Annotated in this window: 21 protein-coding genes; 15 read left to right on the forward strand and 6 right to left on the reverse strand. The window is 42.2% G+C overall.

Annotation, left to right across the window (positions count from 1 at the left end; translation table 11 throughout):
* Positions 1-49 precede the first annotated feature (49 nt).
* The 7 genes from deoD to AB1K89_RS00655 all read left to right on the forward strand — a co-directional run bounded on the left by deoD (position 50) and on the right by AB1K89_RS00655 (position 7,943).
* The gene (gene deoD, locus AB1K89_RS00625; protein ID WP_413052900.1) at positions 50-751 is read left to right on the forward strand and encodes a purine-nucleoside phosphorylase; all 702 of its coding nucleotides are present in this window, start codon (positions 50-52) and stop codon (positions 749-751) included.
* A gap of 84 nt (positions 752-835) precedes the next feature.
* Positions 836-2,335, forward strand: a complete 1,500-nt coding sequence (locus tag AB1K89_RS00630; protein WP_413052901.1) for a lmo1851 family serine protease — start codon at positions 836-838, stop codon at positions 2,333-2,335.
* A 60-nt stretch (positions 2,336-2,395) separates the two neighbouring features.
* Complete coding sequence (locus AB1K89_RS00635) at positions 2,396-3,298, forward strand: CobW family GTP-binding protein (RefSeq protein WP_413052902.1); 903 nt, start codon at positions 2,396-2,398, stop codon at positions 3,296-3,298.
* A gap of 189 nt (positions 3,299-3,487) precedes the next feature.
* Positions 3,488-4,330, forward strand: coding sequence for a CAP domain-containing protein (locus AB1K89_RS00640; RefSeq protein WP_413052903.1), 843 nt, complete (start codon positions 3,488-3,490; stop codon positions 4,328-4,330).
* 75 nt (positions 4,331-4,405) lie between these two features.
* Positions 4,406-5,857 carry a spore germination protein gene (locus AB1K89_RS00645; RefSeq protein WP_413052904.1) on the forward strand — a complete coding sequence of 484 codons (1,452 nt, stop codon included), beginning with the start codon at positions 4,406-4,408 and terminating at the stop codon, positions 5,855-5,857.
* Positions 5,854-6,873, forward strand: a complete 1,020-nt coding sequence (locus AB1K89_RS00650; RefSeq protein WP_413052905.1) for a GerAB/ArcD/ProY family transporter — start codon at positions 5,854-5,856, stop codon at positions 6,871-6,873. Before AB1K89_RS00645 ends, AB1K89_RS00650 begins: the two co-directional genes overlap by 4 nt.
* Positions 6,870-7,943, forward strand: a complete 1,074-nt coding sequence (locus AB1K89_RS00655) for a Ger(x)C family spore germination protein (protein ID WP_413052906.1) — start codon at positions 6,870-6,872, stop codon at positions 7,941-7,943. The genes AB1K89_RS00650 and AB1K89_RS00655 overlap by 4 nt, the downstream gene beginning before the upstream one ends.
* Positions 7,944-7,975: 32 nt before the next feature.
* Here AB1K89_RS00655 and AB1K89_RS00660 read toward each other — a convergent pair whose 3' ends face one another.
* The gene (locus tag AB1K89_RS00660) at positions 7,976-9,325 is read right to left on the reverse strand and encodes an MATE family efflux transporter (RefSeq protein WP_413052907.1); all 1,350 of its coding nucleotides are present in this window, start codon (positions 9,323-9,325) and stop codon (positions 7,976-7,978) included.
* Positions 9,326-9,538: 213 nt separating this feature from the next.
* Between AB1K89_RS00660 and murG the strand changes: the two genes are divergently transcribed.
* The 6 genes from murG to AB1K89_RS00690 all read left to right on the forward strand — a co-directional run bounded on the left by murG (position 9,539) and on the right by AB1K89_RS00690 (position 18,030).
* Entirely contained in the window at positions 9,539-10,615 is a 1,077-nt protein-coding gene (gene murG / locus AB1K89_RS00665; protein WP_413052908.1) for an undecaprenyldiphospho-muramoylpentapeptide beta-N-acetylglucosaminyltransferase, read from the forward strand.
* Between the two features lie 198 nt (positions 10,616-10,813).
* Positions 10,814-13,627, forward strand: a complete 2,814-nt coding sequence (locus AB1K89_RS00670; RefSeq protein WP_413052909.1) for a 2-oxoglutarate dehydrogenase E1 component — start codon at positions 10,814-10,816, stop codon at positions 13,625-13,627.
* 65 nt (positions 13,628-13,692) lie between these two features.
* Entirely contained in the window at positions 13,693-14,931 is a 1,239-nt protein-coding gene (gene odhB, locus AB1K89_RS00675; protein WP_413052910.1) for a 2-oxoglutarate dehydrogenase complex dihydrolipoyllysine-residue succinyltransferase, read from the forward strand.
* Between the two features lie 75 nt (positions 14,932-15,006).
* Positions 15,007-15,204, forward strand: a complete 198-nt coding sequence (locus AB1K89_RS00680; RefSeq protein WP_413052911.1) for a DUF6501 family protein — start codon at positions 15,007-15,009, stop codon at positions 15,202-15,204.
* A gap of 59 nt (positions 15,205-15,263) precedes the next feature.
* Positions 15,264-16,127 (forward strand): ATP-binding protein, encoded by an 864-nt coding sequence (locus AB1K89_RS00685; RefSeq protein ID WP_413052912.1) that lies wholly within the window; start codon positions 15,264-15,266, stop codon positions 16,125-16,127.
* 10 nt (positions 16,128-16,137) lie between these two features.
* Complete coding sequence (locus AB1K89_RS00690) at positions 16,138-18,030, forward strand: vWA domain-containing protein (RefSeq protein WP_413052913.1); 1,893 nt, start codon at positions 16,138-16,140, stop codon at positions 18,028-18,030.
* Between the two features lie 36 nt (positions 18,031-18,066).
* Here the strand turns inward: AB1K89_RS00690 and AB1K89_RS00695 are convergent, their stop codons facing one another.
* The gene (locus AB1K89_RS00695; RefSeq protein WP_413052914.1) at positions 18,067-19,269 is read right to left on the reverse strand and encodes a toxic anion resistance protein; all 1,203 of its coding nucleotides are present in this window, start codon (positions 19,267-19,269) and stop codon (positions 18,067-18,069) included.
* Entirely contained in the window at positions 19,247-19,918 is a 672-nt protein-coding gene (locus tag AB1K89_RS00700; protein ID WP_252503336.1) for a 5-bromo-4-chloroindolyl phosphate hydrolysis family protein, read from the reverse strand. Before AB1K89_RS00700 ends, AB1K89_RS00695 begins: the two co-directional genes overlap by 23 nt.
* A gap of 197 nt (positions 19,919-20,115) precedes the next feature.
* On the opposite strand from AB1K89_RS00700, the gene AB1K89_RS00705 reads away from it, so the two are divergent.
* Complete coding sequence (locus AB1K89_RS00705) at positions 20,116-20,436, forward strand: DUF1033 family protein (RefSeq protein ID WP_413052915.1); 321 nt, start codon at positions 20,116-20,118, stop codon at positions 20,434-20,436.
* 173 nt (positions 20,437-20,609) lie between these two features.
* The gene (locus AB1K89_RS00710) at positions 20,610-20,810 is read left to right on the forward strand and encodes a cold-shock protein (RefSeq protein ID WP_147055882.1); all 201 of its coding nucleotides are present in this window, start codon (positions 20,610-20,612) and stop codon (positions 20,808-20,810) included.
* 64 nt (positions 20,811-20,874) lie between these two features.
* On the opposite strand, the gene AB1K89_RS00715 is transcribed toward AB1K89_RS00710, so the two are convergent.
* The 3 genes from AB1K89_RS00715 to AB1K89_RS00725 all read right to left on the reverse strand — a co-directional run bounded on the left by AB1K89_RS00715 (position 20,875) and on the right by AB1K89_RS00725 (position 23,726).
* Entirely contained in the window at positions 20,875-21,567 is a 693-nt protein-coding gene (locus AB1K89_RS00715) for a hypothetical protein (protein WP_413052916.1), read from the reverse strand.
* 126 nt (positions 21,568-21,693) lie between these two features.
* Positions 21,694-23,301, reverse strand: a complete 1,608-nt coding sequence (locus tag AB1K89_RS00720; RefSeq protein ID WP_413052917.1) for an ABC-F family ATP-binding cassette domain-containing protein — start codon at positions 23,299-23,301, stop codon at positions 21,694-21,696.
* Positions 23,302-23,486: 185 nt separating this feature from the next.
* The gene (locus tag AB1K89_RS00725) at positions 23,487-23,726 is read right to left on the reverse strand and encodes a hypothetical protein (protein WP_413052918.1); all 240 of its coding nucleotides are present in this window, start codon (positions 23,724-23,726) and stop codon (positions 23,487-23,489) included.
* Positions 23,727-23,772 lie beyond the last annotated feature (46 nt).

Consider the following 23,772-nt stretch of genomic DNA (forward strand, 5'->3'; position numbering starts at 1 on the left):
CGGTTTAACTGTATGATTAGAAAAGAAATTTGAAAGTGAGGCGGATAAATTGAGCATACATATTAATGCGAAAAAAGGCGATATTGCAGATACGATTCTTCTACCAGGAGACCCATTGCGGGCAAAATATATCGCAGAAACATTCTTAGAGGATGTAACACAGTACAACGAAGTGAGGAATATGTTCGGATACACAGGAACATATAAAGGGAAGCGCATTTCTGTTCAAGGAACAGGCATGGGTGTTCCTTCCATTTCCATTTACATCAATGAATTAATGCAAGAATATGATGTACAGAAACTGATTCGTGTAGGAACTTGTGGAGCTATTCAAAAAGACGTACACGTCCGTGATGTCATTTTAGCTCAAAGCGCGACGACGAACTCACCGATCAACCGTACGTTTTTCAATGGAGTTGACTATGCTCCGACAGCAGATTTTGATTTATTGCTGAAAGCTTACAATGCTGGTTTGGAAAAAGGCTTAAAGTTGAAAGTGGGTAACATTTACACAGAAGACTTCTTCTACAATGAGCATGCTGAGCATGAAAAACTTGCACAATACGGTGTGTTAGCAGTTGAAATGGAAGCTGCGGCCCTTTACACATTGGCTGCGAAATACGGAAGACAGGCATTAGCCGTATTGACTGTAAGTGATCATATTCTTACTGGAGAAGTCACAACTGCGGAAGAACGCCAAACGACATTTAATGACATGATTATTGTAGCACTTGAAGCGGCAATTCAATAATCGTGCAACGGAGGACCGCTCGCTGATAAACGGCGGTCTTTTTTTGAATAAACCGGTATAACGGGAAAGAAAGTGGGGAATGGGATGGACGAAAAAGAGAAAAATGGCGGACATGAAGCTGAAACAAACTATGAACCGCCGGCAAAGCGATATATACGAATAAAACCGTTCTCGTTAGTCATGCTCATATTCGGCCTCGTCCTTGCGACTGCCGCTGTGACATTTTTTGCATTGACGACAGGTGAGGATAAGGTCGTGGAAGTGGTCAGTCCTCAAAACCCGACGACAGATCGCAAGGAATTTAAAAAGCTATATGAAGCTTATGATGAAATGAAAAAGACCTATTATAACGAAATTGATGAATCTGCCGTGATTGATGGTGCCATAAACGGTATGATCGAAGCATTGGGTGATCCTTTTTCAGATTATTTAAATGAAAAGGAAGCACGTCAATTAACTGAAAGCATTTCTTCGAGTTTTGAAGGAATCGGTGCAGAAATCCAAGAGTTAAATGGGTATATAAATATTGTTTCACCAATTAAAAATTCACCCGCGGAACGTGCAGGACTCTTGCCAAATGATCTGATCATCGCTGTCGACGGCAAGAGCATCCAAGGAATGTCCTCTTCAGAAGCTGTCCTTCTCATACGCGGTAAAAAGGGTACAACTGTGACCCTTTCCGTCCGTCGCGGCGAAATGGGAGAGCCATTTGACGTGAAAATTGTTAGAGACGTCATTCCAATTGAAACGGTCTATGCAGAAATGCTTGATAACAATATTGCCCACATTCATATTACAAGCTTTTCTGAGCACACATATGAAGAGTTATTGGCTGCACTTGATGAAATGGAAAAGCAAGGCATGGAAGGTCTTATCATGGACGTCCGTCAAAATCCTGGTGGCATGTTGAACACAGCTATCGACATTTCAGACCTATTCGTTGAGAAGGATAAGAACCTCTTTCAGTATGAAGGTAAAGGGAATAACCCCGAAGTGTATGTCGCTTCTGACGGAAGGAAAGTGAAAGTTCCTGTCACTCTGATTATCGATGACGGCAGTGCCTCCGCTTCAGAAATATTGGCAGGCGCTTTAAAGGAATCTGCAAATGTACCGCTCATCGGTATTAAAACGTATGGAAAAGGTACCGTTCAGACACCAAAAGACTTGCCGGACGGATCCAATTTGAAGTTGACAACAGCGAAGTGGTTGACGCCTGACGGCAACTGGATACACGAAAAAGGAATTGAGCCTGACATTGAAGTTCCTTACCCTTCATATGCGATGCTCCCGTTCCTTGATCCATCCATGGAAATGAAAGAGGGAATGGTATCACCTGCAATAAAAACAGCAGAGGAAATGTTAAGCGCTGTCGGATATGACCCAGGTGAAATAGACGGTCTCTTCGATCAAACGACGGAGACTGCCGTTTTAGAACTTCAAAAGGCATTATCTTTGAAAGAAGATGGCGTCCTCGTGGGGGACACGACTTATGGATTGATGAACGAACTGAGAAATAAAATCCAAGAAGAAGACCCGCAGTTGCTAAAAGCAAAAGAAGTTTTAATGGAACAGATAAAAAAATGATTGGAAAGCGTCCACTCCTTCACGGATGGGCGCTTTTCATGTAAAAAAAGAGGGATACTCATGATTGACGTATACTTGTTAAGCGGTTTTTTGGGAAGTGGAAAAACTTCCTTATTGAAAAATTTGATTTCCCAATTAAAAGAGGAAGGAAAAAAGCCGGCTATTTTTATGAATGAATTCGGCTCTATTTCCATTGATTCTGATACAGTCGGCAAAGAAAAAGACATCCCGTTAAAAGAACTTTTGAATGGATGCATTTGCTGCACGGGTTCAGAAAAAACGGAGGCGCAGCTACAAGGCTTGCTGGAAGAGAATGATGACATTGATGTCATATTGATTGAGACGACAGGTGCCGCTCACCCTGTCGAAGCGCTAGACGCTGTTTACTCTCCTTTATTCGCTGAACGTTTACAAATCAAAGGTATTGTAACAGTTGCAGATGCTAAGCGTTGGTTGGAAAGGGATAAGATGTCGCCTCAAATCCGTTCATTGTTCATGGAACAGATTCGTCATGCTCATATTTTATTGGCAAATAAAGCTGATTTGTTATCGGAATCCGAATTGGCGACAGTGTCGATGGAACTTTCGAATTTTAATAGTACGGCGCCCATCATTCAAACTACGAATGCAGATATCTCTTTCTCCTTCATTGAGAAAATGCTTAGTGACGTTCCAAATCCGACAAGGGAATCCATTGTTTCTGGACAAAATCTTCCTTTGACCTCCAAATTGATTACCTTCGATAAGCCAGTTGATAAGGATGAATTTGAAGATTGGGTCAGATCATTGCCGGATACGGTATATCGGATGAAAGGCTATGTACCTGTGAAAGGAATACCGAACCCGTACCTTTTCCAATATGCATATGGAATGGTGAATTGGCTTCCCGAGTATGTGAAAATGGAACCGAGACTTGTAATTATCGGAGAAGGGATCAACCAAATAGAGTACGTAGGATTGTAAGTCTATGAGCTTACTGTCAACCCCTTATTAGTTACAATAATAGTCGTATTGACCAAAACAAGCCAATTCCAACGTTTTTCATTCACCTTTGTCATCGGGTTCAGAAATTCTTTGGTTCTACTGGGATTTAATTCCGATTCTTCCCTTCTCGCATGCGTTATGATAGTTTGCGAAGGGAGGAGTAATAAGATGAAAAAAACGATGTCTGTCATCTTGCTCGGTTCGGCGCTTCTAATGTCGAACAACAGTGCAGAAGCTTCTTATAACAATAACGAATTGGAAACACAAAAAGCGGTGCAAAACGTTCAGTACTATGTATATGAAGGGAAATTTTCTGCTTACAATCCTGAGGAAGTTAACCAATATGTGAACATGTACTTGAATGACCTAGAAAAATATTTTGGTAAAAATATAGAGGTTACTTTTCAACAATCCGCTCAACCGGTGAAGAAACCGCTAGAATCAAAACCAGTGAAAGTAGCACAACCTGCAGAACAGGTTAAACCTGAACCTAAAAAACAAGTTGAACAACCTGCTCCAGTACAACCAACGAAACCTGTAGAACAAGCTAAGCCAGTAGAGCAGGCCAAACCAGTGGAACAGGCAAAACCTGCAGAACAAGCAAAACCAGTTGAAAATCAGGTTCAAAATGATATCTCCGCGATTGAACAAGCGGTTCTTGACTTGACGAACGCCGAAAGACAGAAAGCCGGATTGCAACCATTGCAAATCGACAAGAATCTCATGAACTCGGCTCGTCAAAAATCAACGGATATGGCGACTAAAAACTACTTCTCACATACAAGCCCGACATACGGCTCTCCTTTCGATCAAATGAAAGCGAACGGGGTTACGTATCGTTCAGCTGCTGAAAACATCGCAATGGGCCAACGTTCCGCAGAAGAGGTTGTCAAAGCGTGGATGGAATCTCCAGGTCATAGACAAAATATCTTGACACCGAACTTCACCCATATCGGAATCGGTTATGATGCAAACGGTCAATATTGGACACAACAATTCATTCAAAAATAAGAGATAGAAAGAACATGGCTGGGAGTTACCAGTCATGTTCTTTTTTTGCATAAAAGTGTTCGCAGCAGGCGATACTTGACGAGTGAGGTGATCGTATTGGCCAATGAAGGTAAGCCGGTGATCGATAAAAAAAGCTTGAAACAACTTTTTTTCAATTCAACAGATTTCGTTATTATAGATGTAGACTGGCCGACCGGTAAAGGGATTTTATGCTATTATTCATCGCTGGTTGACACAGCTGAAGTAAACAAACAGATTACTATTATTCAACAATATGCAGCTGAGAAAATGAGCAATTGGGGGAAAACAGCTGTCTCAGAAGTCAAGCCGTATTCGGAAGCTGAGCTTATAACAGCCGTATGCAGCGGCCTGACAGTCGTCATTTTTCAAGATTCCCAAGTAATGTTGACCATTTCCGCGCAAAGCTCTTTCAGCAGGTCACCTAATGAACCGGAAGCTGAGCAAGTTGTCCGTGGTCCCCATGATGGCTTCATTGAAAGTACACAACAAAACCTTACACTTATACGTCGAAAACTTGAGAGAAGTGACCTCGTCGTTAAATCTTTTGAAGTAGGCAAAGAGCCAAAGAAGAAAATTACCTATCTATTCATTTCTACCATTGCGGACAAAAACGTTGTTGAATTATTAGAATCCCGTCTACGAGACATACAAGATGAAGAAATTCTTAACACCGGTGAACTTGAGGATTTTCTTGAGGACTCCGTTTTCTCGCCCTTCCCTCAATTCCTCAATACTGAGCGGCCGGACCGGGTTGTTATGAATTTGATGGAAGGGAGGATAGCTATCTTTACCAATAATTCACCAACCGCTTTAATCGCACCTATATCTTTTTTTTCGTTTTATCAATCTCCTGATGATTTTAATGGCCGAGTCATCGTCGGTTCGTTTTTCAGACTCTTGAGGATCATGAGTTTGGTGATGGCCATCTACCTCCCGGCATTTTATATAGCAGTCGTCGGCTTTCACTCGGAGATATTGCCAATAGAAATTAGTAAAAAAGTGAAGTTGGCGATTAACGAAATCCCATATCGTCCAATTTTCGAAGCAATCATATTGGAAGTGTTCATTGAATTGATCCGAGAGGCGAGTATTAGGCTTCCGAAGCCGATCGGACAGACAATCGGTGTTGTGGGCGGTTTGATTATCGGAGATGCGATAGTTAATGCAGGCCTCGTATCTAATTTAATGGTCATTGTCGTTGCATTGACTGCAATTTCAAGTTTTGTCATCCCTACGCTTGAAATGAATATGTCCATTCGGATAATAAGGTTCCCATTCATGTTGGCTTCGGCACTTTTCGGCTTTTTCGGTATGGCAATCGGAACTTTACTATTAGTTATTCACCTTTTGTCGTTATCTTCATTGAAGCAGCCGTATTTTTCGCCTTTCATTCCATTGGACACAACAAGATTCATGAATGTGTTGTTCCGCATGCCATACTCTAAATTTAATAAACAGCAACAGACTTTTACATTCATCAACAAAAAGAAAGGCCGGAAATCATGATGTTTACATTATCAAGAATCCAGTTTTTCTTGCTATTGTTCATCATTCAGACAGGAACAGTTTTCATTTCGTTCCAATCTCGTTTAATTAATGCTTCAGGATCGAATGCCTGGATCGTCTTCATCATTGCCGGAATCATCCATTACGTGCAATTGATGCTTTTTGAGAAGTTTTATAAACGGTTCAATCCAGGTCCGTTTATCTCCCATCTCTATATTGCTTATTGGTTTTTTATCATGGTTTCCTTTTTGGCTTATATCAATTACACGCTCTCCATTTGGATTTTTCCGAACACCCCTCAGATTGTCACGATGGCCATCATCGTTGGGGTATCATTGTATGCAAATACGAGACGGCCGGAAACGGTCATCAACTTACCGGTTGTCATCATACCGATGATTCCATTCTTCCTCTTATTTGTATTCATGGCTATACCGGAATTGGTATGGACATGGCTTTTTCCAATTAATTTAACGGATTATAAGTCCCTGTTGAAAGGGTTATTTATATCTCAGATAACATTCATTGGTGTGGAGATTTACCTATTTCTTCGAAAGTATGTTAAAGAGGATGAACCGGTAAAAGGAAAGCCGCTTTTCATTTACCAATGTATATGGTTCTTGTTTTTCTTTACAATATTGGTTTTCGTTCTTCTCTTTTTCCCGGTGAAAGGTTTCAAATTTGCAACGGAGCCTCTGCTGCACTTGCTGAAATCGCAGAAAGTATCATTTGTTGAACGCCTGGATCTGTTCTTTCTATTCATATGGGCAAGTTGGAGCATAATAACCGTTACGATTTATACGTTCATGTGCATCCATGTACGAAAACTTCATTCCAAAAATCTCAGCAACCGTAATATTTTTCTATTCCATTCCCTTCTCGTCATCATTCCAGCTTATTTGGCGACGAAAGACCGGATTGAAATTGTTCGACAATCCTCCATCTATGTCCATATGGTTTTTTCTATATTGTTTCCAGCCATTGTCATTTTGATGAATAGGGGGAAAAAGAATTGAAAAAGGGATTTCTAGTGGTCATGCCATTGATAGTAATTTTACTGGGGGGTTGTTGGGATGAGGCTCAATACAAAGATGTGACAATCGTTCCGGTCATGGGGATAACAAAAGAAGACGAAGGAGTGAAAGCGAATTTTTCCTATCCTACTTTCGAAAACGGGGAAATCAATTATAGTAAATCCGAGGGGAAAGGACTTTCGACGAGAGAGGCCCGTGAAGATGCTAACCATCGAACGATGGAAGCGCTGGACATTTCTCATCTTGAAGTATTATTAGTGTCGGCTGAGATTGCTAAAGAAGATCTATATGAACCGTTAGATCAGTTTTTTAGGTATCCGAGGAATAGGATTACGAGCTATATCGCGATTGTCGAAGGCGATATGGAACAATATTTCAATCCTTCGGGTGAACTTAAAACCGATATTGCGGATTTCTATCCGGAGCTGCTGCGTACCGCTGTCCTGTATACATATGTTGCAGAAAACACATTGGGAGAGACGGCTAAATTGCTGCTTGATGAATCGATGGACTTAAGTTTGCCATATATAATCATAAACGAAAATGAAATACCTACTATCGAAGGGATTGCTTTGTTCAGCAACAAACATTTTACGGGGAAGACTCTAAAGAAGCAAGAAGCGATATTAGCAGCCATCATGAAAAAAATGCAAGGAAGGTATACCCGCCTCACATATGAATGGAAGGAAAAGAAAAGTCCCATCACGATTGAAATCATTAACGTTAATAGAAAGATGAAAATCTCCAATGGGAAGATTGATGTTAACTACGTCATCGATCTTAGTGTTGAAGAATTTCCTAAAAATGATTTGTACAAAAAAGAAACCCGAAGAGAGGCGGAAATATTCCTCGCCGACAAGATAAAGAAGGATTTCGAAGCAATCATTAAAAAAACGCAAGAAGCGAAAAGTGATATTATCGGTTTCGGCAGAAGAGTCCATGCGTTCCATCCGGAGCTCTGGAAACGCGGAAAATGGCAGGAAACGTATGCGACGATTCCAATCGAAGTAGATGTGAAAGTGAAAATGAAGAGAACAAGTATTTTAGACTGAAAAATCCCGAGCCGTATAAACGGCATCGGGATTCATTTCGTTAAGTTTCTTCTTTGGAGATGAAACAGACGAACACTTAACGTGATTGCTCCAATCGTTAACCCGGTAATAAGGCCAACCCAATATCCATATGGCCCGAGATCAGTATAGGTTGCAGTCAAATAACCTACAGGCAAGCCGATCACCCAATATGAAATGATCGCCATTAAGAACGTCATATTTACATCCTTATAGCCGCGTAAAGAACCTTGAATCGGTGCTTGGATCGCATCTGACAACTGAAAGAACGCAGCGAACAGGAAGAAATGTACTGAGAGTTGAATGATCGCCTTGTCGGTCGTGTAAAGGGAAGCGATCGGCTCTCTGAACGTCAATAAGATGACGATTGAAATAAAGCTGAACAGAACGGCAAGCCCGACTGCTAGGAAACTGTAATGCTTAGCCTCATTCATCCGTCGTGCGCCAACAGATTGGCCGACCAGAATCGTAGCGCCCATTGAAATGCTTAGCGGCACCATATAGAGGAGTGAAGTGAAATTCAATGCTATCTGATGGGCAGAAATCGTCTCAGTCGAATAGCCGCTCATTAGAAGTGTCACAACAGAAAAAATGCTAATTTCCACAAAGATTGATAATCCAATCGGCAGACCGATTTTCAAAATCTCTTTCCATCTTTTGAAAGAGACGCGTTCCCAATTGGAAAAAAGGGTGAAAGTTTGAAACGGCTTCCGCAATTTTGCAATTACGAATGTAATACCGAAAACAATCCAATAGGTAATGCCGGAAGCATAACCTGCACCAGCTCCACCCAGTTCTGGAAATCCGAATTTCCCGAAGATGAGTAAATAATTGAGTATAATATTGATCGGTGCAGATAAGAGAATGATTGACATCGATACTCGCGTCGATCCGAGTGCGTCAAAAAATGAACGCAGAACGGTATAAGCGAATAGCGGGAGTAATCCAATGCTCATTCCTTTCAAGTAATCCGCAGCAACTATCCTAACTTGGCCTTCTAGCGGCATATGCTGAAGGGATGGGATAACAGCATACAACATGATCGTAAAAACGACTGCAGCAAGAACGATTGATACATACAGCCCTTGTTGAACCGACGGGCGAACCTCGTTCTTACGATTGCCCCCTATGTAATGGGCGATCATCGGGGTTAGTCCCATCAGAATTCCTGAAAGTCCTGTATAGACCGGCACCCAAAAAGATGATCCAATTGTAACACCCGCAAGATCATGCGTATGATAACGTCCCGTCATGAGGATATCAAAAAAAGTCATCATATAGAGTGCAACTTGGGTGACGAGTATCGGAATGACTATTTTTGTGAAGTTCAATGTTTTTTGGCGAAGCGGCAAAGCTTGTTCCACTAATAATACCCCTTTCATAGCAACAACGGACATATCCATCAGTAAAAAAACGGACGTAAATCAATCAACATTGTAACATGATTTGTCTGCTATAATAACAAAGAAGTAAATAGGGTATATGTTGAACCGTAGTTTTCGATCGTCTTTAGAGGTGTTTGAAGTAGATGTTCAGCCTGAATTGCTTAATAAAAATCAGATGAGGTGAATGGCCACATGAAACGGCCGGTAATACTATTGACAGGTGGCGGAACGGCAGGGCATGTTTCCGTCAATGAAGCGCTAATTCCTGTCTTCATTGAAAAAGGATATGAAATCCATTATATCGGTTCCCATGATGGAATCGAAAAAGAATTGATAAAGGAAGGCCATCGAGAAGTGATCTATCATGCCATCCAAAGCGGCAAGTTAAGACGGTATTTTTCCATGAAGAACTTTTCTGATCCATTTCGCGTTGGAGCGGGCGTCATCCAGGCGTTTTCGATATTGCGCAAAGTGAAGCCGGAAATTATTTTCTCGAAAGGCGGATTTGTCTCTGTGCCGGTTGTATTGGCGGCAAAGCTCGCGAAAATCCCAGTCGTTGTCCACGAATCGGACGTAACACCGGGATTGGCGAACAAGCTGGCACTTCCTTTTTCAAAACATATTTTCACTGTTTTTGAGCAGACGCTTGATTATGTGCCTGAAGGAAAAGCGACATGTACAGGGGCTGTCATCCGGCCTGAAATATTCCAAGGGGACAGGAATGAAGGATTACGCATTGCTGGCCTGACAGGAGATAAACCAGTGTTCATTGTGATGGGCGGTAGCCAAGGCTCGGCAGTGCTTAACGAGGCCGTTCGAAAGGAATTGGAAACCATACTCAAAAAGTTCGATGTCATCCACCTTTGCGGTAGAGGTAATATTGATGAATCATTAGAGCATACGAAAGGCTACATACAGTTTGAATATGTCACTGAAGGACTGCCACATTTATTAGCAGCTTCCGATTACGCTGTATCCCGTGCAGGCTCCAATGCAATATTTGAATTGTTGTCTGTCTTAAAGCCAATGCTGCTGATTCCGCTGTCCGCTTCTCAAAGCAGGGGAGATCAGTTGTTGAATGCATCTTTATTCAAATCACTCGGCATTGCAAATGTGAACCAGGAAGAGGAGTTGCATGACCTATCCATGGCCGAGTTATTCAACTCACTTATGGAGGACGGAGACAAATTGGTTACCAATATGAGAAAAGTCTCAAACACGAAATCACCTGAGAAAATGGCGGAATTGATCCTCTCATACAAGAATTAGCTAGAATAGAGTTTGTAAAGTTGGAAAAATGGCGAGAACATTACAAACGAAAGACATGGAATCTATTTTTGTTAAATGCATAAATGTCAATAAAATAGAACTAATCCCTTTCCGTTCTATTATTTGCATGGTAATATGGATACGGATTAAAAATAGTAACACAACAGGCCAATAGGCAAAATGTGGAGGTCATTTTACATGTCGAACAATGTTGGTACCCAACGTTCCCCTTACTCGGTATTTACTGGTCCGAACCTTGGGTATGTAATGGAAATGTATGAACAGTTCAAAGTGTCACCCGAAACGGTAGATCCAGAGCTTGCTGAAATGTTCAGAAGCTATGGCGCGCCTTCGATTGAGGGAGCCGAACAAACTACAGCAATGTCAGCTGTGCCGGCAGGTGATTTCGGCAAAGTACTGGCTGCTTATAAGCTAGTTGACGCTATCCGCGCATACGGGCATCTTGCTTCGGATATATATCCGCTGAACGACAGACCTAAAGACGCAACCCGTCTGGAACTTTCGTATTATGGATTATCTGAGAATGATTTGCAGTCGATGCCATCCTCCTTGTTCCTGAAAAATCCGCCAGCCCATGTAGAAAATGGACTGGATGCTGTAAACTATTTGAAATCATTGTACACGGGGAAGATCGCCTACGAATTCTCTCATGTAATAGATGAAGAAGAGCGTGCATGGATTCAATCGAAAATCGAAAACGGTGAAATCTCCGTACAACTTTCCGAGAATGATAAAAAGGCCTTGCTAGAAAGACTTACTAAGGTTGAAGGCTTTGAGAAATTCATTCATCGGACATTTGTCGGGGCAAAACGCTTCTCCATTGAAGGCCTTGATTCCCTAGTCGTCCTTATTGACGAATTGGTGCGCCGTTCAGAAGCCGATAAAGTGAAAAAAATATTAATCGGCATGGCACACCGTGGACGTTTGAATGTATTGACCCATATTTTGAATAAACCTTATGAGATGATGTTCGCTGAATTTGCAGGTGTCCCTTCCGAGCCTTTCCTTCCGAAGGATGGATCGCTCGAGACGACACATGGCTGGTTCGGTGATGTTAAATACCATATGGGAGCCCTTTACAAAGCTCCTTCAGGAACTGAACGCTTCTTAGCTTACAACCCTTCGCATTTGGAAGTCGTCAATCCGGTAGTGGCTGGCCAGACTCGTGCCGCGCAGGAAACGACAGACCATGAAGGCTTGCCAGAGCAAGATATGAAAGCGGCTTATGCAATCATGATCCATGGTGATGCAGCATTCCCTGGTCAAGGCATTGTTCCTGAAACGTTTAACTATAGCCGCGTCCGCGGATATAAGACTGGCGGTTCAATCCACATTATCGCCAATAACACGATCGGTTTTACAACTGAATATTACGATTCGAGATCAACTCATTATTCTTCGGATCCCGCAAAAGGATTTGAAGTGCCAGTATTGCATGTTAATGCTGACAGCCCGGAAGACGTTATGGCAGCGGCGGCATTTGCATTTGAGTATCGTCAAAAGTTCGGTAAGGATATTTTAATAGATTTGATCGGATACCGTCGTTATGGACATAACGAAATGGATGAGCCGTTAGTGACGAACCCGATGATGTACCACTTAATCCATAAGCATCCGACAGCTCGCCAGATTTACGGATCTAAGCTTGTCGAAGAAAATATCTTGCAAGACAAAGATGTAGATAAATTAGATACGGATGTATTTGCAAAGATGCAAGCCGCATATGACAAAGTGAAGGAAAACTCCTCCAAAGCGAAAGAAAGTTCCAATGCGACACCAGATGCTGTCGTGGCTGGATATCCGAGAGATCTTGAAACAGGCGTTAGTCAAGAAAGATTGCAACGGTTGAATGAAGAGCTTCTCACTTATCCAGAAGATTTCACGGTGTTCAGCAAGTTGGATCGTATTTTGAAACGTCGTGAAGAGCCTTTCAAAGGCAAAGGAAAAGTCGACTGGGCACATGCGGAACAATTGGCATTCGGTGCAATCCTACAAGACGGAAAGCCGATTCGCCTAACAGGCCAAGACGTCCAAAGGGGGACTTTCGCACATCGTCATCTTGTGTTGCATGATGAGAAAACAGGGGAAGAATTTGTTCCGCTTCATCATATTAGCGATTCAAATGCTTCATTTGTCGCTTACAACAGTCCATTGACGGAATTTGCCGTCGTCGGCTATGAGTTCGGTTATAACTTGGAGAAAGACCAAGCGTTGTCAATTTGGGAAGCTCAATATGGAGACTTTGCAAATATGGCACAAGTGATGTTCGACCAATTCATCTCCTCCAGCCATTCGAAATGGGGACAGCAGTCCGGGATGGTCATCCTTTTGCCGCACGCGTATGAAGGTCAGGGACCGGAACACTCAAGTGCCCGTCTCGAAAGATATCTACAACTTAGTGCCGAAAACAACTGGACAGTTGCTAACATTTCAAGCGCGGCAAACTATTTCCACGTCTTGCGCAGGCAGGCAATGATGCTTGGTACTGAAGTGGAGCGTCCACTCGTCATCGTTTCACCAAAATCACTCCTTCGTCACCCGCTCGTAGGTGCGGACGTCAGTGATCTTGCTGAAGGCCATTTCCAAACAGTCCTTGAACAGCCAGGAACAGGCCAGAATCCGGACAAAGTGAAGAAAATCCTATTCGCAAGCGGTAAAATGGCAATCGATCTTGCTGAGAAAGTGAAGGATGGAGAAAGCTTCGACCACTTGCATATCGTGCGTGTGGAACAGCTATATCCTTTCCCTTCCGATAAAATCGCAGAAATCGTAGCACGCTATCCGAAGGTGAAGGATCTTGTCTGGGTCCAAGAAGAGCCTAAAAACATGGGGTCTTGGTCATTTGCATTGGAGTACATGCAGGAAATCGCAGGCGATAAAAAATCGGTTTCTTATGTAGGCCGTATCCACCGCGCGAGCCCTTCCGAAGGAAATGGTGAAGCGCACAAAGTCGAGCAACAACGCATCATCGAAGAAGCTTTGAAAAAATAATTGCACATTAATACAACATATTTGTTTAGCACCGTTGAAACGGTAGAACAGAGGAGGAATTTATTGTGGCTGAGATCAAAGTACCTGAACTTGCAGAATCGATTACTGAAGGAACGATTGCAAAATGGTTGAAACAACCAGGTGAGAGTGTTGACAAAGGTGAGTTTATCGTAGAATTGGAAACTGATAAAGTTAACGTTGAAGTTATTTCTGAGGAAGCGGGAGTCATCCAAGAACTTCTTGCTGCAGAAGGCGACACAGTCGAAGTCGGTCAAGTCATCGCAGTAGTCGGAGAAGGATCTGGAGCACCTGCTGCTCAACAAGCGGCACCTGCTCCAACTGCAGAAGAGACGCCTGCACCAGCACCAGCACCACAACAATCAGCTGCTGCGCAAACAACTGAACAAACTTCTTCCGACCGTACGATTGCTAGCCCAGCTGCTAGAAAACTAGCGCGTGAAAAAGGCATCGATTTAGCCACTGTTTCACCAGTAGATCCGATGGGACGCGTTCGTGCTCAAGACGTTTCTGCACATGGTACTGCACCTAAAGCTCCTGCTGCATCCGCTGCACCAGCTAAAGCTGCATCGGCTCCTGTAGAAGACGGCCGCGAAACTCGTGAGAGAATGACGCGTCGCCGTCAAACGATTGCAAAACGTTTGTTGGAAGTAAGACAATCAACTGCAATGCTGACGACTTTCAACGAAATCGATATGACTGCAGTGATGGAACTTCGTTCACGTAAAAAAGATGAATTTTATGACAAGAATGATGTACGTCTTGGTTTCATGTCCTTCTTTACGAAAGCGGTAGTTGCTGCACTTAAAAAATATCCATACGTCAATTCAGAAATCGATGGCGATGACATCATTCTGAAGCACTATTACGACATCGGTATTGCAGTATCGACTGAAGGTGGATTAGTCGTTCCAATCGTCCGCGATGCAGATAGAAAGAACTTTGCTGAAATCGAGTCGACAATCGGAGAGCTTGCTGGAAAAGCAAGAGACAATAAATTGACGATTGCTGATATGTCAGGTGGTTCATTCACAATTACAAATGGCGGTGTGTTCGGATCGTTGTTCTCTACACCAATCTTGAACGGCACGCAAGTCGGAATCCTAGGCATGCATACTATTCAAAAGCGCCCTGTTGCAGTAGGCGATAAAGTGGAAATACGCCCAATGATGTACATTGCATTATCATATGACCACCGTGTCATCGATGGAAAAGACTCGGTCGGCTTCTTGAAAATGGTAAAGGAATTGATTGAAAACCCTGAAGACTTACTTCTTGGTTCATAAGTTATTTAATGATAAACTGAAACAGCCCGAGCATCTCGGGCTGTTTCATATTACTGCAATTGGATGGTGATCTACATGTCTTTTAAAGATTGGACGACTGCACCGACGCTTCGGAGAGTCGTATGTACGCATGCGAATGCGGAAAAATATGTCGTAACCGATTGTTTAACACCGGGCAAAGAATATGATGTAAAAAATGAAACGGACGAATTCATTTTCATCGTAGATAATACCGGTAAAGTCGGCGGATTTTATAAAACATATTTCGAATGAATTTTTCGCCCGATGCCAATCTATCAGCATCGGGCCTTTTTTAGGAGGATGAACATTTCATGGATTCTTTTATTGCAAATGAAAAGGCTGTTCGGCATGCAAGGAAATATGAAAAGCAATATTCCGATTTAATCCAAGAAGGAGGTTATATTTCCCCTGTTTCTGATCTATGGGAGGATATTCTGATTGGGATAATATTAAAGAAGCCTGTTCTTTTGAAAGGGCCGTCTGGATCCGGAAAGACGAAACTTGCACAAAGCATTTCACATTTTTTCAATCAGCCAATGCATAGTGTGAACTGTTCTGTCGATTTGGACGCTGAGTCGCTTTTAGGTTTCAAGACGATTAATGCAAGCAGTGGCCAATCCATTATTGAATTTGTAGAAGGGCCGGTTGTACAAGCAATGAAGGAGGGTCATATCCTCTATATCGATGAAATCAATATGGCAAAGCCGGAGACACTGCCGATTTTACATAGCGTTCTCGATCATAGACGTATGTTGACAAACCCTTTCACTGGAGAAGTCATTCATGCTCATCCTAATTTCACTGTTATTGCGGCTATTAATGAAGGGTATGTCGGGACATCCCCTATGAACGAAGCATTGAAGAACCGATTCATTTCCTTTTCGATACCATACTTGTCGGGTGAACAACTACAGGAAATTATTCAATCTCTTTTCCCCCAAGCCGATAATACTTTGGTTCATACGTTCATGAATATTAACGAAGATTTAAAAAGGCAAGTGTTGAACGGTTTATTGTCTGAAGAAGCCGCCTCTGTCAGAAGTTTATTGGATGCAATTGCGCTTGCGGAACATATGCCGGTGAGGCGCGCAATCAAATATTCCATTGCAGAAAAGCTGGAAGACAAAATGGAAAGGGAACTCGTCATGGAATTAGTGGAAACGTGGGTGAAGTGAGGCGAATGAAATGGTTAAAATAAATCGGTTCATTCAATTCAATGATGAGACGATCGATGCCAACTTGCTGTTGCTATACGAACGGTTGGGGAGGGCGCTTGCGGATGCGGAATTCTTGGAATTGACGGAGCGGAAACTATTTGAATTCCAGCCGAAGGAAGGCATTGTCTCGATTAGCGTGTTTTGGAGGCATCGATCCGAAGATGTGATGCACGCCGGCCGGTTATCTGACGTGTATTTATTAACAGCAGGTTTTTGGAAGCATTTTTCTGTATCCGACTGGATCAGATACAGGGAAAGGTACGAAAGCCATCCTTTACGAAAATTCGCTGAAGAACTGTTGCTCATGTTGGAGGAATTTAGGCTAATGGATGTAGTTGAGAAGGAGAGACCGGGGACTGCCAAGGCATTTTCGGTGAGAAGGCAGCTTTTGCTAGGATTTCATCGGGATAAACTCATGTCCAATACGAATAAGGCATTTATTGCTGACGCGTTATTGAATCAGCTGTTCCTCACTTTACATGAAGGACGGTTGACAGACTCCCACGTCGAGTGGGACTTGCCGATTGGTCAAATAATGATGCTCACAACGTATGCAACTGATGCAAAAACAACTTCAGACATGGCTGGACTGGCGGAGCGCATCGTCTACATGGTAGAGGAGACGATTGAAAATGACCTTGTTCATCAGTATTATGCTGTCGGAGATGCTATTTCGGAGAAAACAGCTGTATTTCATTATCATGAAGGGATGAATGAAGCGGAAAAAGGGGAAGAGGAACCAAAGGAAACGATCGAGGAAATTTTCCGTACGTGGCATCGGGAAAGTGTTAGTGAATCTGGCGTACACTTGGAATACGAGTTGGAGCATGGAAGGGCTGGGAGGGGAGACGGCAGCAACATGACAGAAGGAAATGAAAATGCTGAAATCCAAGAGACTGGGACCGGCCAATCAGAGGGGAATGAAAGCAGCAAGTGGGCAGATGAGGAGCGGGCAACACAGGGCAAGAAATTAGAGCGAAAAACGGCGGGAAATGATTTTGGAAAAGAGCATGTAAACGTTGTTTATGAAGAGCAGGCAGTTCAAGTTGTCCGCGATGAATTGAATCTGAAAAAATTAATGCAATGGCGTGAAGAGCAAAGACCGCATGTCCGTTCATTTGTAGAGGAAATGAAAAAACGGATCGAGTTGAAAGAAGACTCGAAAAGGACGGGCTTGATGAAGGGCAGACTATCGACAAAATTGACGACGATGCTATTGGATGAACGTCCTCGGCCTTTTTACAGGAAAAACATGCCCTCAGATAAGCTTGACGCAGTGTTCGGCTTGCTCGTCGACGGTTCCGCCTCGATGATGGATAAGCTCGATGAGACGAAGAAAGCAGTGTTGCTTTTCCACGACGTCTTACGCGAACTATCTGTCGAGCATGAAATCTCTTCTTATTTTGAGGATGCAATTTATGCCTCGAAGAATTTCCAGCCGAATGTGTTCGGATTAATGCATACATTTGAGGACAAGCGGAAAGATGATGGATTGACGATTCTTTCATTTGAGACGAACGAAGATAATCGGGACGGTTTTGCGATTAGGTGGATGACGCGTCGGTTATTGGTCAGACCAGAGAAACATAAATTCCTCCTCGTTTTTTCGGATGGTGAACCTTCCGCTTTTGGTTATGATCGGAATGGAATTTTGGACACGAGGGAATCTGTATTGGAGGCCGAGAAAAAAGGGGTCTCTGTCATCCATTTGTTTTTAGCGTCAGAGGAGCCAACGGATGATCAGCGGGCGTTGTTTTCAATGATGTTCGGGAATAAATCTGCCGCATCGCAATCTGTTGAACATTTCACTGATCAGACATTACGGATATTGAGAAAGCTGTTGGCGATTGTATTGGTATAACAGAACGAAAAAACCGCCATATGGCGGTTTTTTAATTTATAGTGGACGATTCGGAGATTGTGTTTTTTCGTGGACGGCTAGAAGACGTTGTTTCAATTCTTCTTCCATGCGGGCGATTTCAACTTCCGCCGCTTTCCGTTTCGCGCGTCCATCCGCTTGGATGACAAGCGTCTCTTCAATTGTCTGGATTAAGTTTTCTTGTGTTTTCTTCAATGTGTCAATTTCGATGATGCCTCGTTCGTTTTCTTTCGCAGTTTCGATCGAGTTCACTTTTAACATCTCTGAATTCTTCAATAGAAGGTCATTTGTCGTCTTCGTCACAAGACGCTGTGATTCGACGGCTTTTCGCTGTCTATTCAGTGTCAACGCTATGGCGATCTGATTTTTCCATAACGGAATGGAGGTCATGATAGACGATTGGATCTTCTCTGCAAGGGTTTGATTCGTTTGTTGAATCATTCTGATTTGCGGAGCGCTTTGGATTGTGATCTGTCTTGAAAGCTGAAGATCGTAGAGTCGTTTTTCCAACCGATCTAGGAATTGCCTCATATCATTCACTTCTTGGAACGCCATCTGGTCGTTCGATAATTCCGCTTTCCTTTGCATTTCCGGAATAATGACATTGGCAATCTCATCTCGTTTCAATTCAGCCGCAGCAATATAGACATTCAAAGCTTGGAAATATGTCTTGTTCTGTTCGTAAAGGCTATCGAGCATTTGAACATCTTCGAGCAACCCACGCTTAGAATGTTCCAATTGGACACCAATGCGATCGATTTGCGTGCTAAGTTTTTGGTATTTTGTCATCATTTCCTGAATGGACCTTGTTGCTCGGCTAAAGAGACGGCTCAGTCCGGATTTTTTCTTCTCGGATAAATCTTCAGGATCGATTTCCGAAAGCTTGCCCATTAAATCGCTTAAGACATCCCCGACTGGGCCGATATCCTTGCTTTGTACATGATCCAACATTTTATGGGAGAAGCGTGATAATTCATTTTGCGCATTTGCGCCATATGTGATGATCGCTTCATAATTACCTACGGGGATTTGCTCGGCAAGTTGCTTCGCCTTTTCCTGTTCTTCAGGCGACAAGCGATCTAACAGTTTCACTGTCACCTGGCCTTTGCTTTGCTCTGTCTGCATCTCTTTTGGCAATAGCGGTTCATTTACGTTAAATGGATTGTCCAATAGGTCATCCATCGTTTTCACATCTGCATTAGTCAAGTTGTTTTCCGTCATTCCGCATTTCTCCTTTCATCTCAAGCAACGGTTTATTCTTTTTCATTGTAACATCCACATAGTCCAGCTCGAGTTGCAGCTGTTCAATATCAGTCGCTAATGCGCCTCTTAAATCTTGCTCCAATTGCTTGTTCACTTCAGTAAGTGTTTCCCTTGTATGTTGGAGGGCGACTCTGATTTCTTGATCTTTCAACGGTTGATTGACCAATATTGCATATTTGGAAGTCAACTCGACAGCTGAATCGAGATGAGAGTAGAAAAATCTCTCGACATGATAGAATTTCTTCGGGTTTTTGCGTACTATGGTAAGAATCCTTTTTGCCAAGTTATTCATCTCATATACTTGTTTGAATGCTTGGACAGAACGTACCTGGCCGTACAAACCGTTCAATTGCTTGATTTTCGATTTCGCTTCGTTGATCTGGTTTTTAATATGCTTATATTCGGATCTAGACATGCCAAGTTCTTTCACATTCGACGACAGTTGTATTTGTTTAATCGTGAAATTGCCACCTAAGTATATTGCAATCATCAGGCCTGTTGCGGCGAATGGGTTCATGCCTGCAGCAAGAATCATTGCCAACCAAGAGCCGAAGCTAATTGGCGCCGCTATTAAGTGCCTTTGGAAAAACTGTTTAACTTCTTGCATCGTCTACAGGCCTCCTTATTATCTCTATTCTTTACTACGTTTGATACGACCAAAAGTTTCATCCCCTTAGTCCAATTATACCTGATTTACGGTGGAAATACATTTTAATGAATGTGTGAATTCATTTACTTGGATAGTTTCACTGGATTTGCTAAAATGAATCCACTCACTGCCTTTTTGGATAGGGGGAACGGAAAATGGAATATGAAGTTATTTATATGAAAGCTGACTACGAACCATGGTGGATGTTCGAAGACTGGGAGAAGACAATTCAATCAAGACGTGCATTTGAATCTGCTCATGAGGCTTTGGAGTACTTATATGATTTAAATAAGGAATTTGGGGTAAAGTATAATTACAAAGAAGAACGAAAAGGTTGTTTTTTTGCGTATTGGTCGGATAGAGAGCGCATCTTCTGTGAAGGTTGCGATGAAGATCTACAAATATTTCATGGCATCATCACCTTGGTGGGGGGAAAACCTTCTTGCTTTATGTCGATAAATAATTCGAATATTTGATATTGTTGTATTGACAATTTTCTTGGGTATGGTATAGTAGCAGTAATATAAATTGATTTACCGAAGCAGACGGATTCACGTATTACAAAAGGTGATCGGCGTTGTCGGTGCTTTTTGTAATATGTGAATTTTTTTCATGTATTAGCAATACAATTATTTGGAGGTAGTCACAGATGAAACAAGGTACAGTGAAATGGTTCAACGCTGAAAAAGGCTTCGGATTTATCGAAGTTGAAGGGGAAGACGATGTATTCGTACACTTCTCCGCAATCCAGGGAGACGGATTTAAATCTTTGGACGAAGGTCAACAAGTCGAGTTCGAAGTTGTAGAAGGCAATCGTGGTCTTCAAGCTGCTAACGTAGTCAAACTATAATTCGTCAGTAAAAGAGGCACCTTTGACAGGTGCCTCTTTTTTTCATTGGAAGCTTACTCAGATGCTATTCCGGCTTTGTAACGGACTCCAATGTTGAAGTAACAATGAAATCTTCATCTTCATCAACCGTTTTCATAATCGATTCGCGTTTCACTTCACCGAATCCTTTAACGAAATATTTACGATTGACGTAATCATTGCCTTTTTCTTCGATGACAAAGGCATGCTCGAACGTCTGGTATGGTGTTTCAACGGTTACATCGGTTTCGACAATTTTCCAGCTATCGAATGTTGTTCCAATTTTAAAAGGTTTTTTCAAGTATATGCCAATAGGATTCATCGCTTCAATCTCTTGCTGGGAAGGGAAGTCCTCATGCAAATCCACCGGTTTTTCTTCCATTTTCAAGATCTGCTCTTTCTCAATTTTGTAGATGCGCCTGATCACAGCGCCGCCATTATTTTCATGAAGAATTACATAATCCTTATAAGGATGGGCAAAATCAATATCCAGTTTCGCAAATTCGTTTCCTTCCCCTTTAAACCGTGCTGTTGATCCGGCAGGGAGAAAATAGTCAAGTAATGTTTGGTCGTTTTGGTTTGGCTTTGCATTCGAATCCTGAGTATTCCCTTTTTGTTCAGTCGGATTTGTCGTTTCTCCGCTATTTCCCGAATTGTTCAAGCTTGTGGTTTTGTTCGTACAACCGGATGCAATCAATGCGATAAGCAAGACATGCAAGATTATGGTTTTCCTTTTCATTCATTACACACTCCTTTCCGGTAGTATTGCCGATAATATAACCGCTATCCTTTTTTATTTCCATTACCGATAATTGAAATTCCAAACGAAAAAACCGTTTCCCATCAAAGGAAACGGTTCTATCTATTAGTTGGAAACGGCTTGTTGCTCTCTCCATTCAAGATATTCATCGTATTGCATCATTTTATCGAAAATCGTACCATCTTCACGAATTTCAATGATTCGATTCGCGACTGTTTGTATGAACTGCTGGTCATGAGAAGTGAAGACCATAGCTCCTTTAAAAGCGATCAATCCATTATTCAATGCTTGAATCGATTCCAAATCCAAGTGGTTCATCGGCTCATCAAGCAAAAGGACATTGGCATTGTTCAACATCATTTTGGAGAGCATGCAACGAACTTTTTCTCCACCCGATAACACAGAAGGTTTCTTTTTCACTTCTTCGCCGGAGAAGAGCATACGTCCTAGGAAGCCACGTAAGAACGTTTCCGTCTGATCTTCAGGTGAATATTGACGTAGCCATTCAACCAATGATGTTTCAGACCCCTCAAAATACTCATTATTATCAAGAGGGAAGTAGGAGCGAGTTGTCGTGACTCCCCATTTGAATGTTCCTGCATCAGGTTCCGCCTCTTCTGCAAGGATTTCCAAAAGTGCTGTTTTGGCGAGTGGATTGCCCAAGAGGATAATTTTATCCTCTTTGTTCATCGTAAATGTTACGTCTTTCAACATCACTTTGCCATCTTGAGTCTTAGAGAGATCCTTGACACTTAGTACATCATTTCCGATTTCACGCCCGATTTGGAAGTTAACAAATGGATATCTGCGGGATGATGGCCTAATATCATCCAATTCAATCTTCTCAAGCGCTTTTTTACGAGAAGTCGCTTGTTTTGATTTTGAAGCATTTGCACTGAAGCGTGCGACGAAAGCTTGTAATTCCTTGATTTTCTCTTCTTTTTTCTTGTTTTGATCTTGAGCCATTCTTAACGCTAACTGGCTTGATTCGTACCAGAAATCGTAGTTTCCTGGATACAGCTGAATTTTTGAGAAGTCAAGATCTGCAATTTGTGTACAAACTTTATTCAAGAAGTGACGGTCATGCGAAACGACAATGACTGTATTCTCAAAATTGATAAGGAATTCTTCCAGCCATTGAATTGCTTTCAAGTCCAAGTGGTTCGTTGGCTCATCCAGTAGCAAGACATCGGGTTTTCCGAATAGAGCCTGCGCAAGAAGAACTTTCACTTTTTCAGAACCGCTTAGTTCAGCCAATTTGACATGATGGAGACTTTCCGGAATACCTAATCCTTGTAGAAGGATGGCTGCTTCCGATTCAGCTTCCCATCCATTTAATTCAGCGAATTCTCCTTCGAGTTCTGCTGCGCGCATGCCATCCTCGTCAGAGAAATCCTCTTTCATATAGATTGCATTTTTCTCGGTCATGATATCGTATAGACGTTGATGTCCTCTGATGACCGTATCGAGCACTTCGTTTTCTTCATATTCGAAGTGGTTTTGTTTCAGGACTGCCAAACGTTCATCCTTATTCATGATGACGTTGCCTGTTTGAGGTTCCAGTTCGCCTGACAAAATTTTAAGGAAAGTCGATTTACCCGCTCCATTTGCTCCGATCAATCCATAACAGTGACCTGGGTTGAACTGTATATTCACATCTTCAAACAGTTTGCGGTCACCGAATTGAAGACTTACATTACTGACTGCTATCATAAAAATCCTCCTAAATTCACAATGCTCCTATTATAACATGGATTCTTTACGGAGTGGTATGTGTATGATTCGTTTTTCGCACTTTTTAAGCTCATCTCGTGTATGATTGTAAAGGAAGTTTTTCTTCTTCATTTTTTTCGTTCGACCTTCGATGCATTTCCACAAAAATATCCCCTTCTTGGGGATCAACACTTGAATACGCTCCGTTGCCGGTAGGCATCCAATAAGCATAGCTCTTTATTCAATAAATACTCCATCCGCACATAATCTCTCTTCGTTGGAACAGCATGCTTATCCAATCCGGACATGGAGAACAAAAAATAATAGTCTTTCACTTTCCGGAATATGAAAACGGTGTGGGGGAACTCATCAAAAATACATTTCACTTGATACTTCCGTGTATATTCCCAATGTAGGAGTTTCATGCACATCTTTCCTTTCAAAACTATTATAGTAGAAATATGAAAGGAA

Origin of the sequence: Sporosarcina pasadenensis (assembly GCF_047228845.1) — a bacterium.
Lineage (GTDB): Bacteria > Bacillota > Bacilli > Bacillales_A > Planococcaceae > Sporosarcina.

Coding starts and splice junctions, on each gene's coding strand:
- AB1K89_RS00630 (WP_413052901.1), top strand. CDS start 836: ATGGACGAAAAAGAGAAAAATGGCGGACATGAAGCTGAAACAAACTAT.
- AB1K89_RS00635 (WP_413052902.1), top strand. CDS start 2,396: ATGATTGACGTATACTTGTTAAGCGGTTTTTTGGGAAGTGGAAAAACT.
- AB1K89_RS00640 (WP_413052903.1), top strand. CDS start 3,488: ATGAAAAAAACGATGTCTGTCATCTTGCTCGGTTCGGCGCTTCTAATG.
- AB1K89_RS00650 (WP_413052905.1), top strand. CDS start 5,854: ATGATGTTTACATTATCAAGAATCCAGTTTTTCTTGCTATTGTTCATC.
- murG (WP_413052908.1), top strand. CDS start 9,539: ATGAAACGGCCGGTAATACTATTGACAGGTGGCGGAACGGCAGGGCAT.
- AB1K89_RS00670 (WP_413052909.1), top strand. CDS start 10,814: ATGTCGAACAATGTTGGTACCCAACGTTCCCCTTACTCGGTATTTACT.
- AB1K89_RS00680 (WP_413052911.1), top strand. CDS start 15,007: ATGTCTTTTAAAGATTGGACGACTGCACCGACGCTTCGGAGAGTCGTA.
- AB1K89_RS00685 (WP_413052912.1), top strand. CDS start 15,264: ATGGATTCTTTTATTGCAAATGAAAAGGCTGTTCGGCATGCAAGGAAA.
- AB1K89_RS00690 (WP_413052913.1), top strand. CDS start 16,138: ATGGTTAAAATAAATCGGTTCATTCAATTCAATGATGAGACGATCGAT.
- AB1K89_RS00695 (WP_413052914.1), bottom strand. CDS start 19,269: ATGACGGAAAACAACTTGACTAATGCAGATGTGAAAACGATGGATGAC.
- AB1K89_RS00700 (WP_252503336.1), bottom strand. CDS start 19,918: ATGCAAGAAGTTAAACAGTTTTTCCAAAGGCACTTAATAGCGGCGCCA.
- AB1K89_RS00705 (WP_413052915.1), top strand. CDS start 20,116: ATGGAATATGAAGTTATTTATATGAAAGCTGACTACGAACCATGGTGG.
- AB1K89_RS00710 (WP_147055882.1), top strand. CDS start 20,610: ATGAAACAAGGTACAGTGAAATGGTTCAACGCTGAAAAAGGCTTCGGA.
- AB1K89_RS00715 (WP_413052916.1), bottom strand. CDS start 21,567: ATGAAAAGGAAAACCATAATCTTGCATGTCTTGCTTATCGCATTGATT.
- AB1K89_RS00720 (WP_413052917.1), bottom strand. CDS start 23,301: ATGATAGCAGTCAGTAATGTAAGTCTTCAATTCGGTGACCGCAAACTG.
- AB1K89_RS00725 (WP_413052918.1), bottom strand. CDS start 23,726: ATGAAACTCCTACATTGGGAATATACACGGAAGTATCAAGTGAAATGT.